17 protein-coding genes are annotated in these 18,742 nt (G+C 33.1%); 10 read left to right on the top strand and 7 right to left on the bottom strand.

Features of this window, described 5'->3' with window-relative positions; translation table 11 throughout:
- Positions 1–134: 134 nt before the first annotated feature.
- On the bottom strand, positions 135–1,487 hold the full coding sequence (locus CHB72_RS22545) for a sodium-dependent transporter (protein ID WP_089285128.1): 1,353 nt from the start codon (positions 1,485–1,487) through the stop codon (positions 135–137).
- Positions 1,488–1,904: 417 nt separating this feature from the next.
- On the opposite strand from CHB72_RS22545, the gene CHB72_RS22540 reads away from it, so the two are divergent.
- From CHB72_RS22540 to CHB72_RS22530, 3 genes are all read left to right on the top strand, one after another.
- Complete coding sequence (locus tag CHB72_RS22540; RefSeq protein WP_089285127.1) at positions 1,905–2,984, top strand: ATPase; 1,080 nt, start codon at positions 1,905–1,907, stop codon at positions 2,982–2,984.
- Between the two features lie 201 nt (positions 2,985–3,185).
- Entirely contained in the window at positions 3,186–4,097 is a 912-nt protein-coding gene (locus CHB72_RS22535) for a DUF4846 domain-containing protein (protein ID WP_089285126.1), read from the top strand.
- 40 nt (positions 4,098–4,137) lie between these two features.
- On the top strand, positions 4,138–4,734 hold the full coding sequence (locus CHB72_RS22530; protein WP_330397111.1) for an HD domain-containing protein: 597 nt from the start codon (positions 4,138–4,140) through the stop codon (positions 4,732–4,734).
- Positions 4,735–4,816: 82 nt separating this feature from the next.
- On the opposite strand, the gene CHB72_RS22525 is transcribed toward CHB72_RS22530, so the two are convergent.
- Together CHB72_RS22525 and CHB72_RS22520 are read right to left on the bottom strand one after the other, a co-directional pair.
- Positions 4,817–5,020, bottom strand: coding sequence for a cation transporter (locus CHB72_RS22525; RefSeq protein ID WP_089285125.1), 204 nt, complete (start codon positions 5,018–5,020; stop codon positions 4,817–4,819).
- An 11-nt stretch (positions 5,021–5,031) separates the two neighbouring features.
- Positions 5,032–5,415, bottom strand: coding sequence for a hypothetical protein (locus CHB72_RS22520; RefSeq protein ID WP_089285124.1), 384 nt, complete (start codon positions 5,413–5,415; stop codon positions 5,032–5,034).
- Between the two features lie 223 nt (positions 5,416–5,638).
- On the opposite strand from CHB72_RS22520, the gene CHB72_RS22515 reads away from it, so the two are divergent.
- The gene (locus tag CHB72_RS22515; RefSeq protein ID WP_089285123.1) at positions 5,639–7,333 is read left to right on the top strand and encodes a DEAD/DEAH box helicase; all 1,695 of its coding nucleotides are present in this window, start codon (positions 5,639–5,641) and stop codon (positions 7,331–7,333) included.
- A gap of 8 nt (positions 7,334–7,341) precedes the next feature.
- On the opposite strand, the gene CHB72_RS22510 is transcribed toward CHB72_RS22515, so the two are convergent.
- The 3 genes from CHB72_RS22510 to CHB72_RS22500 all read right to left on the bottom strand — a co-directional run bounded on the left by CHB72_RS22510 (position 7,342) and on the right by CHB72_RS22500 (position 10,189).
- Positions 7,342–7,821, bottom strand: a complete 480-nt coding sequence (locus CHB72_RS22510; protein ID WP_089285122.1) for a phosphatidylglycerophosphatase A family protein — start codon at positions 7,819–7,821, stop codon at positions 7,342–7,344.
- Between the two features lie 98 nt (positions 7,822–7,919).
- Positions 7,920–9,140: an alanyl-tRNA editing protein gene (locus tag CHB72_RS22505; RefSeq protein WP_176431549.1), complete on the bottom strand. Its 1,221-nt coding sequence runs from the start codon at positions 9,138–9,140 to the stop codon at positions 7,920–7,922.
- Positions 9,141–9,178: 38 nt separating this feature from the next.
- On the bottom strand, positions 9,179–10,189 hold the full coding sequence (locus tag CHB72_RS22500) for a hypothetical protein (protein ID WP_207652630.1): 1,011 nt from the start codon (positions 10,187–10,189) through the stop codon (positions 9,179–9,181).
- Positions 10,190–10,610: 421 nt separating this feature from the next.
- Between CHB72_RS22500 and CHB72_RS22495 the strand changes: the two genes are divergently transcribed.
- A complete protein-coding gene (locus tag CHB72_RS22495) occupies positions 10,611–12,809 on the top strand; it encodes an Eco57I restriction-modification methylase domain-containing protein (protein WP_176431548.1) in 2,199 nt (732 codons plus the stop codon).
- A gap of 8 nt (positions 12,810–12,817) precedes the next feature.
- Here CHB72_RS22495 and CHB72_RS22490 read toward each other — a convergent pair whose 3' ends face one another.
- Positions 12,818–13,681, bottom strand: a complete 864-nt coding sequence (locus CHB72_RS22490) for a ComEC/Rec2 family competence protein (RefSeq protein WP_089285118.1) — start codon at positions 13,679–13,681, stop codon at positions 12,818–12,820.
- Positions 13,682–13,826: 145 nt separating this feature from the next.
- Here CHB72_RS22490 and CHB72_RS22485 point away from each other — a divergent pair, with 145 nt between their 5' ends.
- From CHB72_RS22485 to CHB72_RS22465, 5 genes are all read left to right on the top strand, one after another.
- A complete protein-coding gene (locus tag CHB72_RS22485) occupies positions 13,827–15,101 on the top strand; it encodes a tetratricopeptide repeat protein (protein ID WP_089285117.1) in 1,275 nt (424 codons plus the stop codon).
- Positions 15,102–15,160: 59 nt separating this feature from the next.
- On the top strand, positions 15,161–15,898 hold the full coding sequence (locus tag CHB72_RS22480) for an MBL fold metallo-hydrolase (protein WP_089285116.1): 738 nt from the start codon (positions 15,161–15,163) through the stop codon (positions 15,896–15,898).
- A gap of 132 nt (positions 15,899–16,030) precedes the next feature.
- Positions 16,031–16,339 (top strand): hypothetical protein, encoded by a 309-nt coding sequence (locus tag CHB72_RS22475; protein WP_089285115.1) that lies wholly within the window; start codon positions 16,031–16,033, stop codon positions 16,337–16,339.
- Positions 16,340–16,571: 232 nt separating this feature from the next.
- Positions 16,572–17,273, top strand: a complete 702-nt coding sequence (locus tag CHB72_RS22470; protein WP_176431547.1) for an ABC transporter ATP-binding protein — start codon at positions 16,572–16,574, stop codon at positions 17,271–17,273.
- Complete coding sequence (locus CHB72_RS22465) at positions 17,261–18,649, top strand: FtsX-like permease family protein (RefSeq protein ID WP_089285113.1); 1,389 nt, start codon at positions 17,261–17,263, stop codon at positions 18,647–18,649. The genes CHB72_RS22470 and CHB72_RS22465 overlap by 13 nt, the downstream gene beginning before the upstream one ends.
- Positions 18,650–18,742 lie beyond the last annotated feature (93 nt).

Below are 18,742 nucleotides of genomic sequence, written 5' to 3'. Positions count from 1 at the left end.
TATACATTTATAACACGTATCCTAAAGTGTTAGAGATTTATATTATAAAAAACATGTAAAACGTTTTCTGTATGTAAGTAATAAAAAACTCCTCTCTGATAATTATCTTGAATGATTATCAGAGGGGAGTTTTGTTAGGATCTTAAACCTTGAATAAATACAACTAAGATAGCTATCGGTGCTACCCATTTAATCAGGAAAGCCCAGAAGGGTGCAAGTTTAAATGATATTTTTCCATTATTAGTAGCTTCTTTAAGAGCATTATCAATACCCCATACCCAACCAATAAAGAGACAAAGCAATAATCCACTAAGAGGAAGCATAACATTACTAGCGACAAAGTCTATAGAGTCTAAAATGTCTAAATCTCTAAAAGGTCTTATATGGCTCCAAACTCCTTGTGCCAGGGAAGAAGGAATACCTAATGTAAATGCAATTAAACCTAAGGTAAGAGAAGTTTTTTTACGATTCCAGTGATATTCATCTACTACATAGGAGACTGAAGCCTCTAATAAAGAAATAGATGAAGTTAATGCTGCAAAAAGCACCAATATGAAAAATAATAGTGCGAAGAATGAACCTAAAGGCATTTCTGCAAATACTGCTGGTAAAGTAATGAAAAGCAGTGATGGTCCTTGATCTGGACTGAACCCTAATGCAAATACTGCCGGTAATATTGCTAAACCTGCTAATAAAGCAACCCCTGTGTCAACTAATGGAATGATGAGGGAGTTTTGTGGAATATTTTCGTCTTTACTTAAGTAACTACCATAGGTGATAATCACACCCATTCCTAAACTCAAGGAGAAGAATACTTGCCCTAGAGCTGCTAACATAACTTGTCCATTAATTTTTGAGAAATCAGGTGCTAAGAAGAACTTGATACCTTCGCTTGCCCCTGGTAAAGTAACTGAACGAATCATAATTAAGAACATCATGACGAATAAACTAGGCATTAAAATTTTACTGTATTTTTCAATACCACCACTAATTCCTCCCATCACAATACCTAAAGTAAGAAAAGCAAAAATGGCATGATATAAAATAGGTTCAGTTGGGTTAGTAATGAAACCTACAAACATATCAGCCATGTCAACATTAGGCACTGTAAAGGCTCCGGTAAGAGATTTCACTATGTAATTCAATACCCAACCACCAATTACACTATAGAAGGATAAAATTAAGAAAGAGGCTAATACGCCTATACCCCCAACCCATCCCCAATTTTCACGAATTTTTCTATAGGCACCAACAGCATTTAACTGCGTGTGTCTACCAATAATTAATTCTGCTAACATTAATGTAAATCCCACTAAAACAAGAATTGCAAAATATACGAGTACAAAGGCACCACCACCATTTTGGCCAGCTGTATAAGGAAATCTCCATAGGTTTCCTAACCCTACAGCAGAGCCAGCGGCTGCTAGTACAAATCCAACTTTAGAACTCCATTGATCTCTGTTTTGATCTTGATTTAAATTTGCCATAATGTACCTCCTAAACTAGTTTAATATTAAGATTGTCAAAAACAATATATACTATGCATATCCCCTCCTTTGATATAAAATTATAATAATTATTAAAAAAGTTCAATAATAAGCATCAATAATTTGATTTATAAATGGGTTCGCAAATTCTACATATAGTCCCACATATAGGACTATATGTAGAACTATTCATTGATTTATAGGCCTTGAAATAAATATAATATTTAGAAAGCTCCAGCCCACAAGTAAATATTATAAATCTAAGTAGCTATGATTGCAAGTGTTACTTTTTTGGCAATACAATATATATTGAATTTACATATTTACATAAAATTTCAATAAGACCTAATAGCACAAAAAAGAAGTAAATGGATATTATAATAATATGGTATATATTCTGTTGTAAGGAGGGAAACAATGACATATAAAGGAAAAATTAAAAGGTTACTGCCAGGAGGCAACACTTCCTTAGGATTTTTTTCATATTTTCATTACATTGTTGATTTAAAAAAAGCCAATAAAGTATACTTTCTAAAGGGAGGACCTGGAACTGGTAAATCCAGTATGATGAAGGAGGTAGGTCATACTATGACAGAAAAAGGCTATGATGTTGAATTTCATCATTGTTCTGCTGATCCAGAGTCCATAGATGCAATTGTTATACCAAAGCTTAAAGTAGCTATGTTAGATGGCACAGCACCCCATGTAATGGATCCTAAATATCCTGGAGCTATTGATACAATCGTTCATTTAGGAGATTATTGGCAGGAGGAAGGCTTAAGAAAAAATAAGGATACAGTTATTGAATCTATTGATGAAAACAGTAAGATCTATAAAAGAGTATATAAGTTTCTACCTGCTGCAAAATTGATTCATGATGATATCGAATGGACTTATAATCAAGCTATGGACTTTTTAAAGGTAAATCAATTGACAAATCAAATAATAGCAAGATTCTTTAGTGAAATAGAAACTCAAGAAAAAATAGCAATAGAAAGACATTTATTTGGCAGTGCCTATACTCATATTGGCCACATAGATTTTGCAGAAACCTATATCGATGCTGCAGATCATATTTATTTTATCAAAGGATTTCCCGGAACAGGAAAATCTACATTGTTAGAAAAATTGGCAGTAAGAGCAATAGAAAAGGGATACGACATAGAGTTCTATCACACCCCATTGGTACCGGGAAAAGTAGAATCCATCGTTATCCCTGAGCTTAATATGGCATTTACTACAAATAATAAATTTAAGGATAAAGAAACCTTTAACCTAAATCAATTTTTAGACATTGAAAAGCTAAATAAGTATCAAAAAGAATTAGAGTATAGCGAAGTATTGTTTAAAAAGCTAATTGATGATGTAGTCTATAATCTACAAAGAACAAAGAAAAATCATGATTTGATAGAAGATTACTATGTACCCAACATACAATTTGAGAAGATCGATACTTTAAGAGAAAAGCTGATAGAAGAAATATTAGCTTTGGAATAAATATTTATAAGCCTTCTTGACAATGTCGAGAGGGCTCAATTTTATGCCCAAAAAGTTAATGAGTTTTACTGAACTTTGAAGGAAAACAAAAAGAATTAGAGAATAATTTAATAATAAACATAAATGGTTATTAATAGATGTGGTTCATGTTATTAAGTTTGCACTTGCTAGAATACAAATTAAACAAGGAGAGGAATTATTGTGAGAAAAGCGTTAGTATTACTATTGATTACCCTACAACTCCTTTCTGCCTGCACTGATAAAAATATTGATAGAAACAATGCAGATCATAATGAAAAATCGATGGTAGTTGAGGAATCATCAAAACTTATCGAAAACATACCAGTAGAACAAGAGAACATAGATCTTTTAAATATAGAAGGAGATATCATACAAGTGAGAATCTTGCCTCCACAAAATTTTGAAAGAATAGATGTTATAAAAAACACTTTTGGAGATTATTTGAGGAATCTACCATTAAAACCCCATGGTTCAAAAGTGATTTATTATGATGGCAGAGAAAAGAGAATAGATGTTTATGAAGCAGTAATAGATATAGACGTTGGAGACCGAGATTTACAGCAATGTGCTGATGCGGTGATTAGATTAAGAGCTGAATATTTATATGACCAAGGATTATATGACAAAATTCATTTTAACTTTACAAATGGGTTTTCAGCCGATTATCGTAAATGGATGGAGGGTTATAGAATATCGGTTAATGGTAACAATGTCAGCTGGGTAAAAAGAGCAGATTATTCAAAGGATTATCAAAGTTTTAGAAAATATCTAGATATTGTATTTGCTTATGCAGGGACACTATCTCTAGCACAGGAATTAAAGAAAGTATCAATTGAGGAAATGGAGATAGGGGATGTGTTTATACAGGGGGGTAGTCCAGGGCATTGTGTAATTGTTGTTGATATTGTAGAAAACAAACAAACAGGAGAAAAACTATTCCTTTTGGCACAAAGTTACATGCCGGCTCAAGACATACATATACTGAAAAATCCTAGGAATAAGGAATTAAGTCCATGGTATTCCTTAGACTTTGGTGAAACGCTGGTCACTCCTGAGTGGACATTTAATAGAGGTGATTTAAAAAGATTTTAAAAATTATTTAATAATAACACGATGATAAGGAGGAATTATATTGATTTGCAATGACAGATTAATGAAACAAATCAATTTTATTGTAGAGATTGATAAATTAAAAAGTATTTATAGACAGACTACCTTGATTGATGAGTCGAGGCGGGAAAATGACGCGGAGCATTCTTGGCATTTAGCAATGTTAACGATGCTCTTAGCAGAGTATGCTAATAAGGAGGATATAGATGTTCTTCGTGTTATGAAGATGGTGATTATTCATGATATTGTAGAGATTGACGCAGGAGATACATTTGCCTATGATTATGAAGGTTATAAGGATAAGGATGAGAGAGAGAAAGCAGCAGCTAATAGGATCTTTGGCTTATTACCACATGATCAAGGTGAGGAAATTCATAGCTTGTGGAGGGAATTTGAAGAGAGGGAAACACCAGAAGCGCGTTTTGCTGCAGCATTAGATCGAGTACAGCCTCTGATTCATAATTACTATACAAAGGGAGGAACATGGAAGAAGCATGAGGTAACCCTTGAGAAAGTAAAGAAGAGATTTCACTGTATAGCAGAAGGTTCAGAAATATTAGCAGAGCTAGTGGAAAATATTATTGATGAATCAGTGAAAGAAGGATATATAAAAAAATAATTAATTATTGAGAAGTAGTATTTGTTTTTAAAGAGAAGTCCTAGTGTTTTTTATAGAACCCTAGGACGTTCTTCATTAAACCCTAAACCAACTTATTCTCATCTAGTTTTGCTCTAATTTCAGCAGAAGATGTTTTTTCATCATCATAAGCAACTGTTATGGTATTATCCATAACATCCATCATCACTGTATTGACACCATTAAGCGCACTGATGATACTTTCAATATTTTTTTTAGCTATTTTTGTATTGTTTAAGCTTTTATAATGAAATTTATCGGTTTGCATGTTGTCACCTCCTATTGGTAATGCTTGAGATTATCTGATGACCCACCCATTTTACTAATAATACTTTTTGCTTCTTTTATATCTTTGCTATCTGCCTCAACAACAATTTTGTGGCTCAAGTCAGCAATTTCTTCAAAGCCTGCCATGCCGCTTACCATTGGATCCGCTGCAGATAAAGGAGCTTTACCGATGTCGATACCACGGTTGCCTGACTCTAGTACCAAATCTGATAAGCTGGTGTTCATTTCCGTTCCAGGTAAATTAGTAATAACATTTTTTTCTTTTATAGTTTCGTCCATTAAATCCAAAGAAGTGTTTTTAAAACCAGCATTTTTTAATGCTGTGATAGCTTCATTCGCCTCCTTTAAACTATCAAAATAGCCTTCCGTCTTCATATACATACCTCCAAATTGTTTAATGAAATAATATTTATGGTATACTATTAGTATGTTCTAAAATATTATTTTTAATAAATCATACTTATTTAGTATAGAATTATAATTTAGGTGTATATTGTTTGAAAAAACAATCAAAAATAGTATATAGAATTAATCATTTACATAATTAGGCAAAAGAGATATAATGTATCAGTAAAAAACTAAAATCAGGAGAGATGAAATGAAAACTATTGAATTCAAAGATTTAAACATTAATCCACACATTCTAAAAACAATTGAGGAATTAGGATTTGAGGCACCTACCCCTATTCAGGCGCAGGCATTACCTAAATTATATGAAGGTAAAGATATTATTGGGCAAGCTCAAACAGGAACAGGAAAGACGGCAGCCTTTGGCATACCTATGATTGAAAAAGTGGATCTAAATGACAAGACTGTTCAGATATTAATATTGACTCCAACGAGAGAACTATCCATGCAGGTAGCAGATGAGCTTAGAAAGTTTTCTAAACATGTATATGGGATGAAATCATTAGCTATTTATGGAGGACAACCTATAGATAGACAAATAAAGGCTTTAAAGCAAGGAGTCCAAATCGTTGTAGGAACTCCAGGTAGGATCATTGATCATATTAAAAGAAAAACGTTAAAACTAGATCATGTAGTAGGTGTTGTATTAGACGAGGCAGATCAGATGTTGGATATGGGATTCCTAGAGGATATTGAAACCATATTGGAGAGTACTCCGAGAGAACGACAAACTGCTATGTTCTCTGCAACAATGCCGAAAGAAATAGAAAATATAGCAAAGAAGTATATGAAAAAGCCTGAAAAAATAAAAGTAGTGCATAAGGAATTAACTGTTCCTCAGATTGCTCAATATTATTTTGAAGTAAGAAACCATGAAAAACTAGATGCTTTATGTAGAGTTTTAGATATGGAGGAAAGTGATTTAGGAATTATTTTCTGTAGAACAAAAAAAGGTGTTGACGAATTGGTAGAAAGTCTTCAGAGTAGGGGTTATTCTGTTGAAGGATTACATGGGGATTTAAAACAAAGCCAAAGAGATAGAGTAATGAAAAAGTTTAGAGATGGCACCATCGAATTGCTAGTAGCTACCGATGTAGCAGCCAGAGGAATTGATGTAGATGATGTAGAACTTGTAGTTAATTATGATATACCAGAGGATTTTGAATACTATGTTCATAGAATCGGTAGAACAGGTAGAGCAGGAAAGTTAGGTTTAGCCTATACCTTTGTTGCTGGAAGACAAATTAGAACCTTAAAAGCATTAGAAACCTATGCAAAAACAAGAATAAAAAGAAAAAGTCTACCAACGATTAACGATATTGCTGAAAAGCAAAGGGAAACTATCGCTAAAAACATTACTGCCACTATTGAAAAAGGTGGAATTGCAGAATATACTACCTTTGTTGAAAAACTATCAGAGGAATATAGCTCTATTGATATAGCAGCAGCTTTAATGAAGCTAATGATTAATAAAAATGATGAAGATGCTATAGAAGCAGCTCAAGATGTGGCCTCAACAGATACTGGTGCTGAAGCAGGTATGGTTAGGATGTTCTTAAACATAGGGAAAAAGCATGGTATAAATCCAGGACATATTTTAGGAGCTATTACTGGTGAGGCAGGAATCGATGGGAATATGGTAGGGGTTATCGATATATTAGAAACCTTTACTTTTGTTGAAGTACCCGAACAATACGCTAATCAAGTATTACAAGCTATGAATAAAAACCGTATTAAGGGAAGACAAATTAATATGGAACCTGCAAATGCTGGAAAAAGAGAGCGCAGATTTAGCAATGACTCAGCAAATAAAGGAAGAAGATTTAATGATGATTCAGCAAATAAAGGAAGAAGAACGAATATGGAAGGAAGAAAGAGACGATAAATAGTAAACTATTCATCGTCTCCTGGGTCTTCAAAGGAATGTGCTATGCGGGAACAAGCGGCAGCTATAATTCCAGAAACTAAATCATCTAAAAAGGTATTTACTTGCCCATGCTCATGGGCATTTATTTTGCCAATGATTCCAGGCTTGAGCTTATCTAAGTAACCAAAGTTTGTAAAGCCGATTGAACCGTATATATTAGTAATACTTAAGGCCATAATCTCATCAATACCGTACAAAGAATCATCCCGTTTAATTATGGAGAGTAGTGGTTCCTCAATTAGGTTGTTTTCTGCTAGCTTATCTAACTGTATACCTGTAAGAATAGCATTTTGTACTTCTCTTTTTTGTAGAACTTTATGTAGGTTTTCAATAGCTATATCGTGCGTCAAAGGTACATAGTCTTTTTGAAGCTCAACTACTAACTCAGCCATATCTTCGAGGGTCACCCCTCGTTCTCTCATCATTTCTATAACAGTTTTTCTCATGGAATCCTCTCCTTCAGCAAGATTATAAAAATGTAAAACCTCTCCTTAAATAAGGTTAGGTCTCACATTTATCGGTATATATCTAATCTACACAAAAGCTATTTTATATATTCCATAATTATTTTTTTATGGGCTGCTTGCATTAATCCTTCTAAGTTATAGGTTTCATCTCCGCCGCCCTGTGCACTGGTGGCATTCCCGCCGCCTTTACCATTAATTAATGGAATAACCTCCTTAAATAGCTGGTTCATATTAACAGGTACTTCCTTAGAACAGGAAAAAATAACCTGTGCTTTATCAGCTTTAGTAGCTAATAAAGAAATTGTGTTAGGATATTGGACTAAAGTAGAAGCCATTACCTTAATATCTTTAATATCCTCACCTTCAAAAATCTTGATGACTAAAGAGTAATTACCTATCTTATCTGCATTAGCATATAATTCTTTAACTTGATAATTCATTAAACTTCTCTTAAAAGTTCTTACGGTTTTATTTAATTCTTTGTTTTCTTGAAAGATTCTTGTAACAGCATCCTCTGCCTCGCAATCCCTAACCGACAACATGCTGGTTATTCTATTAATTTGTTGGTTCTTCCAGCTATAGTCTTTTAAGGCTCTTGTACCACAAACAAATTCTATTCTGATATTACTTTTATTTTTCTCCCATTTACGGATTTTTATGATACCGACAGCACCGGTTTTTTTCGGATGTGTGCCACCACAGGGTGAAAAATCATAGCCATCAACCTCCACAATGCGTATACCCTCTGACACGGTAGGAGGTTTTCTAAGAGGAAGATTAGAAACTTCTTCCTTCGTGGGATATAAAGTTCTAACCTGTAAATTATCATAAATAATTTCATTAGCACTTATTTCTACAGCCTCAGCTTCATGACTATCGAAGGAGAGCTTATCAATGTCGATTGTAACAAATTCATTACCTAAATGGAAACCTACTGTACTAGTATCATAAAGTTTTTCAAATACGCTAGAGAGAATATGCTGTCCTAAGTGCTGCTGCATAAAATCAAAGCGTCTTGTCCAATCAATACAGCATAGGATATCTTGACTATCAGTAGGTGTTTTATCTACAACATGAAGTATTAATTCATCCTCTTCATAAACATAAAGGACGTTAGCATCTCCAATTTTACCTCTATCCCAAGGCTGGCCTCCTCCTTCAGGGTAAAAGGCTGTTTTATCTAATACTACAACAAATTTTGAAGCATCCTCCTTATAAGGTTCTACAGATACAATATTAGCTTTGAATTCTTTTAAATAAGCATCCTTCCAAAATAACTTTTCTGTTTTCATTTTCATTGCACACCTCATTTATCCTTAGTTTTGTAATTATTATATCACTCTTCTAGAAAACTTTGGAACATAGCCTGGAATTTATTTTTAGGGAGGTACAGTATTTCTCCCTTTGAGGTAACTACCTTATAGTTACTATTTACTATTCCATATAGAACTTCTCGATTACTTTCCATATCCTCTAATAGGGCAGTGTCCGATAGAAAAACATCCTTTGTCACTTCACCTAAGATAAATAAATTGAATTCACTGCTCCAATAATAGGATCGTTTATAATGATTAGTATGAACTAATGCAAATTTATCAGTATTAGGATACTCGGAAGAACGCGTAATATATTTCTCCAGTGTAGTGAAGGTATTAATTTTTATAGGATCCTCATCTATAAAGTCTATCATAGTTTCTTCAACAACTCTATTCCACAAAGTATCATCCGCTTGGGGATCTATCCAAACCTCTTTATAAACTTCCTCATAATAGAGGGTTTTATGCCAGATGTTTCTAAAATCATTAGAAAGATACAAGTATGCTTGTAAAAATTCTTCGAAAAAGTAGGAACCGAACTTTTCATCTAGTGTTTGATAGAGAAGCATCATTTTATAAGAATGAGAAGAGGGAGATAAAAATTCAATTTTATCTATTGGCAAAAGATTTTCTATTTTACTATGAAATATATAGTCATTGGCAACAGCTTCAAATATTGTCACTACAGCTAAGTCCTTTGAAAGATTTAATACTACAATCAACTGTTCTGTATCTTTAGGCAGTACAGTTTCTACATAAAGCTTCATTTCTATATACTCCTCAAACTCTTGCCATTTTTCATAATTAATAGCTGTTAATGTAGTCTGAATTATTTCTTTTTCTGCCTCTTTTTTTGTATCTATATCTTCGCTATTTAACAATTTTATCAGCGCATTATCGATTTTGAGGGAAGGAGAACTATAAGATTGGAAGGTGGCCACTGACTGTGGAGTTTGGAAAAAATTATAGGTATAAAAAAATAAAAGGAGAATAAAAACAAAAACCAAAATATTCAAAAATTTAAACTTCATATTTATCACCTCATTCAAGTATATGTTTTCATTTAAAAAATAATTTGTTAAGTCTATGAAATTTATAAATTCTTCCTTGATCCTGCCTGTCATACTGAACAAAATGAAGGATCTCCTGGGAAGTAAGTTTGTTCTATTCATATTTTATCAAAGATAGCAACAATTTTAGATACTCCAACATATTCCATTTTCAAAAGGAAATTAAAATTATCAAAAAGAAGGATTTTATATTTTTTTGTTGAATACTATCTACAACACACAACGCAAACATTTTATGACCTATCATAGGCATTCTATGATAGGAGAAGGTGGTATATCCACCTTTTTTTCTTTTTTATTAATCAAAATTATAATAATAAAATAATTTAAATTTAAGGGTGAGATGAGAAGGATGGAAAACTCTTTTAGGAATAGTTGTTATTTGATTATTAATAAAGTACAGGAAAAGTATGATATAAACAGCCAAGATATTTTATTATGGATTTATTTAAACATGTATACCTATAATCAAGGAAAATTTTCTTTAGATGAGTATAACCGGCAGCAATTTATGGAAAGGGTAAAGAGCGATAAACATTTTTCTTATCTTTGTAATAAATATGAAATGATTCAAGAAAAGGAATATTTACAACTAAGAGACAGTATTTTTCAGAAATATTGTACTAATAGAAATATAAGTATATCTGTGAAAATAATGGAAGAAACCTATGAAAGAATTCTACAGGAAAGCCTTCGATTAAAAACTGGTTCCTACTATACGCCCAAGCCTATAGTTGAATATATGACGACTCAGGGGATTCTTTCCTATATAGATAGCAAGATCGGCAATCAGTACGAAAATCTTAAGGACTACTTTTTAAAAAAGAAACATACTCTGTCTATGAATTTTATTCTTCAGACAATTCAATTATTAGGAGAAATAAAAATTATTGATATTGCTTGTGGAGGGGGCGTATTTTTACGGCAGTCTCTTCACTTCCTATATTCATTGAATAAAGAGTTGTATCAATTGATCGGAAGAAACTTCAATGACCAAGATCTAATCAAACAAATAATACAAAACAATCTTTATGGTGTCGATATTCAAGAGAATACAACTATCCTTTGTAAACTACTAGTCCTTATAGAAGCGCAAAATTTATGTGGGTTTCAGATGGGAGAAGCAGCGTTGCATATTTTTAATGAAGATGTATTAGTGATAGATTTTGAGAAAACAATAGGAACTGAAAGTTCTTTTGATATCGTCTTAGGAAATCCCCCTTATATTGGAGAACGAGGAAATAAGTCGTTATTTCAGAATATTAGACAGTGGGAATTTGGAGAAAAGTACTATGAACGAAAAATGGATTACTTCTATTTTTTTATTTATAAAGCCTATGAAATATTAAAAAAAGAGGGAATTTTATGCTATATTACTACCAATTATTTCGTGACAGCTGATGGAGCAAAGAAGCTAAGGCGCTTTATAGAAAGCAACTTCAATTTCAGAGAAATCATTAACTTCAATAGCTTAAATCTATTTGCTGATGCTAAAGGACAGCATAATATGATTTTTCTTTTAGAAAAGAATCAAATAAGCAAACCTACTACATTAGTCAATTTCGCAATAGAAAGAATAGTTATGGATGACTTGTATGAAGTGCTGTTACAGAAGAAACAGATGCCGCAATTAGAAATTGCAAAGATTTCTAAAGACAACCTATATGATTGTAGAGGGCAGATTTCTATACAAAGCTTTGGTAGTCAAGAAGAAGTGTTGAAAAAAATTGAAAAAAGAGGAAATTATCTATTAGATGATTTATGCTATGTAAACCAAGGAATTGTCAGCGGCGCTGACAAACTAACTGCCTCGTGGGCTTCCAAATTAGGGATAGAAGAGGATATAGGTGCTGGAGTTTTCGTCTTAAAAGAAGAAGAATTACAGGAGCTTAATCTTGAGGATGACTTGAAAAGCATCTACGTTAAAGATTTTTATAAAAATAGTCATATTAAAAAATATCATACCTTAAAAAAACAGGGGTTATATCTACTATATATTGATGATCATAACTTACCGGATATCTATCAGATTCCCAGTTTGTACAGGCATTTATCAAAGTACAAAAATATTTTAGAACAGAGGAGAGAAGTACAGAAGGGTACGAGAAAATGGTATGCCCTGCAGTGGCCTAGAAATTCTGAAATTTTTGAAGGAGAAAAGATTGTAGTACCTCAGAGAGCTCTTGAAAACACATTTTCTTATGTAAAAGAGGCTTGGTATGCTAGTGCTGATGTCTATTATATTACCGCTAAAAACAAGGAAGTTTCCTTGTACTATTTATTAGGGCTGTTAAACTCATCTTTAATGTATTACTGGCTATTTTATAGGGGCAAAAGGAAAGGAGAGTACTTAGAATTGTATGCTACTCCCCTGAAGGGGATGCCCATCTGTTATCCTTCTGCTGTTAAAAAATGTGAAGCGATTGAAAAACTAGTGAGATATATTATCGAACATAATCATGATAAAAGCATAGTAATAGAAAGCCAAATGGAAATAGACCAGCTTGTTTTTCAATTATATGGTATAAAGTCTGTAGAACAAGAAAAGATTATGAAGCTGATTGACAGTAAAAGAAAATAGATTATTTCTTAATGGTAATAGGGTTTTTCATTAGACCAAATCCTATTACCATCACTTTTTATAACAATAGTACCCTGCTGGTCTGTGCGATATATGGCCATATTAAAATCTCTTAATCGATCTATTACTTCTCGATGAGGATGTCCATAGGAGTTATCCTTACCGCTGGATATCACTGCTATCCTAGGCTGTACAGCCTCTAAGAATCGTTGACTGGTAGAGGTATTACTGCCGTGATGAGCCACTTTTAAAAATTGTGCATGTAAGAAGTCAGCATTATAGGCGGTTAGTAAGTCCATTTCTCCCAACGATTCAAGATCACCTGTAAATAGAAAAGATTGTACTTTATAGTCCATTTTTACTACAACGCTCCAATTATTCAAATCATCTCCGTAATCCTTTAAAGGTCCCAGAAAGTATAAGACGATATCCTCATCCAAGTTAATAATAATATCATTGGTTGCAGGGGTAGCCTTTAATCCCTTATTGTTAGCAGCATCTAATAATCTTTCATAGGTTTGACTAGTATGTATTTTATAGGGCATATAGAAGCTATCTATCTGAAATTGATCAATTACATCAATGAGTCCACCAATGTGGTCTGTATGAGGATGGGTAGCTATTAATATATCTATTTTTTTTACTTTGTTTTTTCTTAAATAGGAGACAACTGATCTACCTGCAGTAGGTTCACCTCCATCGATCAACATCGTTCTGCCATTTGGTGTTTTAACCAAAATACTATCTCCTTGGCCTACATTTATTACATGAATAGACAAATCTGTGTCCTCTGCTAAGAACATACAACTCGTTAGCAGGTTGATAGTAATAATCAATGAAAGTAGAAGTGCAAATCTTTTTCTACATAACATGATGCAATCCCCCTTTTCTAACTCATTATATTATATTTATTAACAAAGAAAAATAAATATATAGGATTTTTCATTGTTAACAATTGTTTTATGTTATAGTATTATATATAAGAAGTAGCAACTTGCTCCCGAAGGAGGACTCAACATGGTATTAAATATTTTCTTTTCTAACAAAAGTGAAAGAAGACAATTTATAAAAGAACAATTACAAGCAAATTCTGTAGCAACCGAAAAGGATGAGATCCTGTCTGATGAAATAGCAGGAATTAAAAATATAAAGCTAAAAAATAGGTTTAAAAGTATTCCTGGTTTTTGGATAGAGATTCACTTTTCAACAGATGAAAGGGGTAAAGTTTTGTATACCCATTTGGTGGATAGTGTTGATTTAAAATATGTAAATAGTCATGTATTTTATCCGAAGGAAAACATGGCTTTAAAGGATTTAGAAAAACAGTGGTTAGATAAATATAACCTTTTAAATAGAGACAATGATGATGAAGCTTGGAAATTATTTTTTCAAGAGGTAAAAAGTCATATAAAACACGATAGAATAGATGTTGCCTATAAGGGTTTCATGATATTTCTAAAATATAATCCGTTTTTTCTAAAAAAGTACAGACGATTTTATATTTTAGAAGATTTGGCCTATCTTTATGAGAATATAGGAAATGTAGGAAAAGCAATAAAATGTTTAAAAATGCAAGCCATTCTTCAACCCGATTCTGTAGAGCCTTACTTGAATATAAGCAGCTTTTATATCATAAATGGAATGGAAGAGGAAGCCTTTAGTATTTGTAGAGAAGCCTTGAAAAAAAGCCCTGAAAATCAATATTTAATTAGTAATTTAATTATCTCCTTAATTAATATAGGTAGTTATGAATATGCTACTGATTTTCTTAGAAAGGTTCTAGATAAAGATCCGAACAACTCGTATTTCTGGAAGCTAATGGGTGATGTACTTTATGAGATAGAAGATAATAAAGATGCAATAGACTGCTATAATAGAGCGTTAAAATTAGGAAAAGATCCTTTAGTTGAGGATTTTAAGCTAGATATATATACTGGTATAGGGGATTGTTATTATGATGAAGAAAACTATGCAGAGGCTGTAAACTACTATAGAAAAGCTTTAAATTATAATCCGAAAGATACTTATTTATTAATGAGTTTAAGTCAAATATACTTTTTTAGATTAAAGGAAACAAAAACAGCCTACAAATATACAAAATTACTAGTGGAAAATATGCCGGAAAATGGATATGGACAATATCAATTGGGATTAATTCATTCCCGATTAGGAAATATGGAGAAAGCAATATGGCATCTTTATAAAGCTCGAAGTATTATTCCATACTATAAACCAATTCATGATGCTATCAATATGATAAAAAAGACCAATAACAAGCTTCAAGCATACTAATTTTTAAAACTTAGGTTAATAATAACCATATAATATTTTAAATTAGAGGAGGAATATACTTGAAGTTAACTGTATTAGGTTGTTATGGACCTTATCCTAAAGCAGGAGGAGCATGCTCTGGCTACCTGCTTGAAGATGAGAGAACTAAAATTCTTATTGACTGTGGTAATGGAGTATTATCAAAACTATTCACCTATTGTAATGATTTAAATAAGCTTGACGCAATATTTATAAGTCATTTGCATCCTGATCATATGAGTGATTTATTGGTCTTAAGATATGCCATTAATATTAGACAGATGCTAGGAAAATTGAAAAGTCCTATCCCTATCTACTTACCGGCAAGTCCACAAGAAGACTATGAAAGAATACAGTACAATGGGGCTTATAGTCGGAACATTATAAAGGAAAAAGCGGAAGTAATGATAAATGACATCAAGGTTACCTTTAAAAAAACAAATCATCCTGTTGAATGCTATGCGATGGCATTTGAAAAAGATAAAAAGAAATTTGTTTATTCTGGTGATACAAGATATTTTGATGGCCTCATAGATTTTATAAAAGAAAGCAATTTGTTCTTGTGCGAAGCCAATATTCTGCATAAGGATATGACAGAAACCATACCGCATTTATCGGGAAAACAAGCGGCAGAGATTGCTTTGAAAGCAGACCTTCGCAGAATTGTTTTAACCCATTTTTTACCTGAGATAAATACTACGGATTTAATAAGTGAAGCGAAGGAAGCATTCCCATATATTTTAGAGTTAGCAGAAGAAGGAAAATGTCATTTTATATAGTGATAGCAGTATTGGCATCTACTTTTCATATCTTCACAAAAAGAGGGGAAAATAATATTAGTTGATCTTGTGCTTTTACAGGATTCTATTTAATATCCACAAGTTTAATATATAGAAAGGTGGAATTTTCCCGTGTTAGAAAGTGTTTTTGATAGAAGAGTTAAGCATGAAACTGGATATGATCTTTATTTAGAGATACCAGAGAAAGAATATCTTCAGATATATGAGGATGTCAATACAGAATCAGCTAGTGATATTGTGCATCAGTATCTTCATTTGTATCAAGATGATGGTAGACCAGAGAAGGTAGAAATAAAGCATGACAAAAACAATCATACCATTAATATTAAAACCTTGCTAAGGTATGAGGGGAATGACCATACAGAGGAGAAAATTTTACCCAATTATTTAAGACACTATGAAAGTAAGAGGGAATATTAAAATATTAAATGTTATAGTATATATTGTAAATTTATTGGATGGACGATAAAGTCATAAAGGCCTTATCGTCTTTTTTTTGTAAATTGTAATTATAAGCAAGTGATTTTGCAAATCATTTGCAGGAATTTTTTTCATACTGTCGAATAAACATAAAGAATAATTATTTAGTCTATTTTTTTATGTTTATGCAAAGGAATCATTATTAATGTTGTGACAGAGGAGGAAAGTGATAGTGATTGTCTTAAAAAATCTTGAAAAAACATATCATTCTAATGAAGGCTCCTTAAAAGTATTGGATATTCCCTTTTATGAAATCAAAGAGGGCAGTCAACTGGCTTTAGTAGGTCCCAGTGGATCAGGGAAAACAACCCTATTAAACATTATTTCGGGCTTAGTACATCCAACAAAGGGAGAAGTGTTAGTGGATGGAATAAGGGTTGATCTCTTTAAGGAAAGCGAAAAAGACAGATTTCGTTCTAAACTCATTGGCTACATTTTTCAAAACTTTAACTTGGTAAATAGCTTAACAGCCATGGAAAATGTTATGCTGCCCATGATGTTTAGAGGGTTAATTAGTAAACCACAACAGCAGGAACGGGCAAAAGAACTTTTAGGAAAGGTTCACCTTTCTCATCGATTAAATCATAGACCCGCTAACTTGTCTAGGGGTGAACAACAAAGGGTTGCTATAGCAAGAGCCTTGGCAAATGAAGCTAAGCTGATTCTTGCGGATGAACCAACAGGAAATATTGACTATCATACAGGAATGAAGGTGTTTAGGCTACTGAAGGATTTATGCAATAAGGAAAAAATCACTTTGGTGATGGTAACCCATAGTGAAGAATTTAAAAATGAGTTTACCCAGATTGTTGATATTCGAGAAATCAATCGAGCTATTCTTCATGGAGGGGAGGGGACATTATGGGAATCTTAAGGGTGATTATCAGTAATTTGTCCAATAGAAAGCTTTCCTCCCTATTGACTACATTATCTGTTTCTATAGGTGTGATTTTACTAATAGCAATTTTAATCATTTCGGCAGCCCTTCAACAGGGCGCCATATATCAAGGTGGAGGGTATGACATGATTGTTGGAGCAAAGGGCAGCTCTAGTCAATTAATTTTAAGTACGATATTTCATTATGATGTACCAATTGGGAACATTGATTATGGGATTTATGAAGGTATTGCAGCAGATGAAAGGGTTGTGAAGGCGATTCCTTTAGCCCTTGGAGACAGTTATGGGAATTATAGGATTGTAGGAACGGATAATACCTATTTTGTTGATATAGATGAAGACATAACGGAAGTTTTAAGTGAAGGAGATTTTTATAACAATATTGGAGAGGTTGTTATAGGCAGCAAATTAGCAGAAGAAGGAGCCCTCAGAGTTGGAGATACCTTCAAAGGCGCCCATGGAGTAGAGGGATCTAACGAGGATGATCATGATCACGATTTAAGCTATACTGTAGTAGGTGTTTTGAAGCCACAGCATAGTGCTGATGATTATATTATCTTCACTATGATAGAAAGTGTGTGGGAAGCCCATGATATACATAATATCCATAGACCTTACTATACCTATCGAGATGAAGATAAGGACGATGAAGAGGATAAACAATTGGATGCAGAGGAGTATGAAGATGAATATCATTATGATGAGGATGGTCACCATCATGACCATGAAGAAGACCATGATCATGACCATGAGGAAGCGGATCATCATCATGACGAAGATGACTATGACCACCATCATGATGTAGACCCTGAGCTTACTGCCATTTTAGTGAAGGGGCAGGACATTGTTGCATTATCTTCCTTAAAACGAGAAATTGAAGGGGATTTAAACCATCCTGCTCAGGCTGCTTTTATCGTGGTTGTTTTAAGACAGCTATTGAAAATTTTAGGAAATGGTGCTGCTGTAGCAAACTTCTTAGCCTATATATCCATTATCATAGCTGCATTATCTATTCTAATCTCCCTGATGAGTTCTATGGCTGAACGTCGAAAGGATGTTGCAGTTATGAGGATGCTAGGGGCTTCTAAAACAAAGATATTATCTATTGTAGTATTGGAAGCTTTAGTTGTAACTACTATAGGTAGCATGATAGGTTTTATAGGGGGGCATGTAGTGGCCCACTGGATTGGCAAGCAACTACAAGAGACTGCTGGTCTGTACGTCAATGCACTACAGCTATGGCCTGGTGAAATGACAACCCTTGCTACAGTATTACTATTAGGTCTATTGTCAGGATTAATACCAGCATTAACAGTCTATAGAACAGAACCAACAAAATTTATTGATAACTAGATAACTCGTGATAGTAAAATATAGTACTTATAGTACTCGAACAGATGTAATTCTTTGTTTGAGTATATACAAAACTCGTGGTCTGTACTCATA

It is taken from the genome of Anaerovirgula multivorans (genome assembly GCF_900188145.1).
GTDB classification, from domain to species: Bacteria; Bacillota; Clostridia; order Peptostreptococcales; family Natronincolaceae; genus Anaerovirgula; species Anaerovirgula multivorans.
This window is presented reverse-complemented; position numbering and strand designations above follow the sequence as displayed.

What these genes read in the sequence shown, in the direction of transcription:
- CHB72_RS22525 (WP_089285125.1), bottom strand. Translation starts at nt 5,020, where the DNA reads ATGCAAACCGATAAATTTCATTATAAAAGCTTAAACAATACAAAAATA.
- CHB72_RS22485 (WP_089285117.1), top strand. Translation starts at nt 13,827, where the DNA reads ATGGTATTAAATATTTTCTTTTCTAACAAAAGTGAAAGAAGACAATTT.
- CHB72_RS22510 (WP_089285122.1), bottom strand. Translation starts at nt 7,821, where the DNA reads ATGAGAAAAACTGTTATAGAAATGATGAGAGAACGAGGGGTGACCCTC.
- CHB72_RS22505 (WP_176431549.1), bottom strand. Translation starts at nt 9,140, where the DNA reads ATGAAAATGAAAACAGAAAAGTTATTTTGGAAGGATGCTTATTTAAAA.
- CHB72_RS22465 (WP_089285113.1), top strand. Translation starts at nt 17,261, where the DNA reads ATGGGAATCTTAAGGGTGATTATCAGTAATTTGTCCAATAGAAAGCTT.
- CHB72_RS22545 (WP_089285128.1), bottom strand. Translation starts at nt 1,487, where the DNA reads ATGGCAAATTTAAATCAAGATCAAAACAGAGATCAATGGAGTTCTAAA.
- CHB72_RS22520 (WP_089285124.1), bottom strand. Translation starts at nt 5,415, where the DNA reads ATGAAGACGGAAGGCTATTTTGATAGTTTAAAGGAGGCGAATGAAGCT.
- CHB72_RS22490 (WP_089285118.1), bottom strand. Translation starts at nt 13,681, where the DNA reads ATGTTATGTAGAAAAAGATTTGCACTTCTACTTTCATTGATTATTACT.
- CHB72_RS22515 (WP_089285123.1), top strand. Translation starts at nt 5,639, where the DNA reads ATGAAAACTATTGAATTCAAAGATTTAAACATTAATCCACACATTCTA.
- CHB72_RS22540 (WP_089285127.1), top strand. Translation starts at nt 1,905, where the DNA reads ATGACATATAAAGGAAAAATTAAAAGGTTACTGCCAGGAGGCAACACT.
- CHB72_RS22500 (WP_207652630.1), bottom strand. Translation starts at nt 10,189, where the DNA reads ATGAAGTTTAAATTTTTGAATATTTTGGTTTTTGTTTTTATTCTCCTT.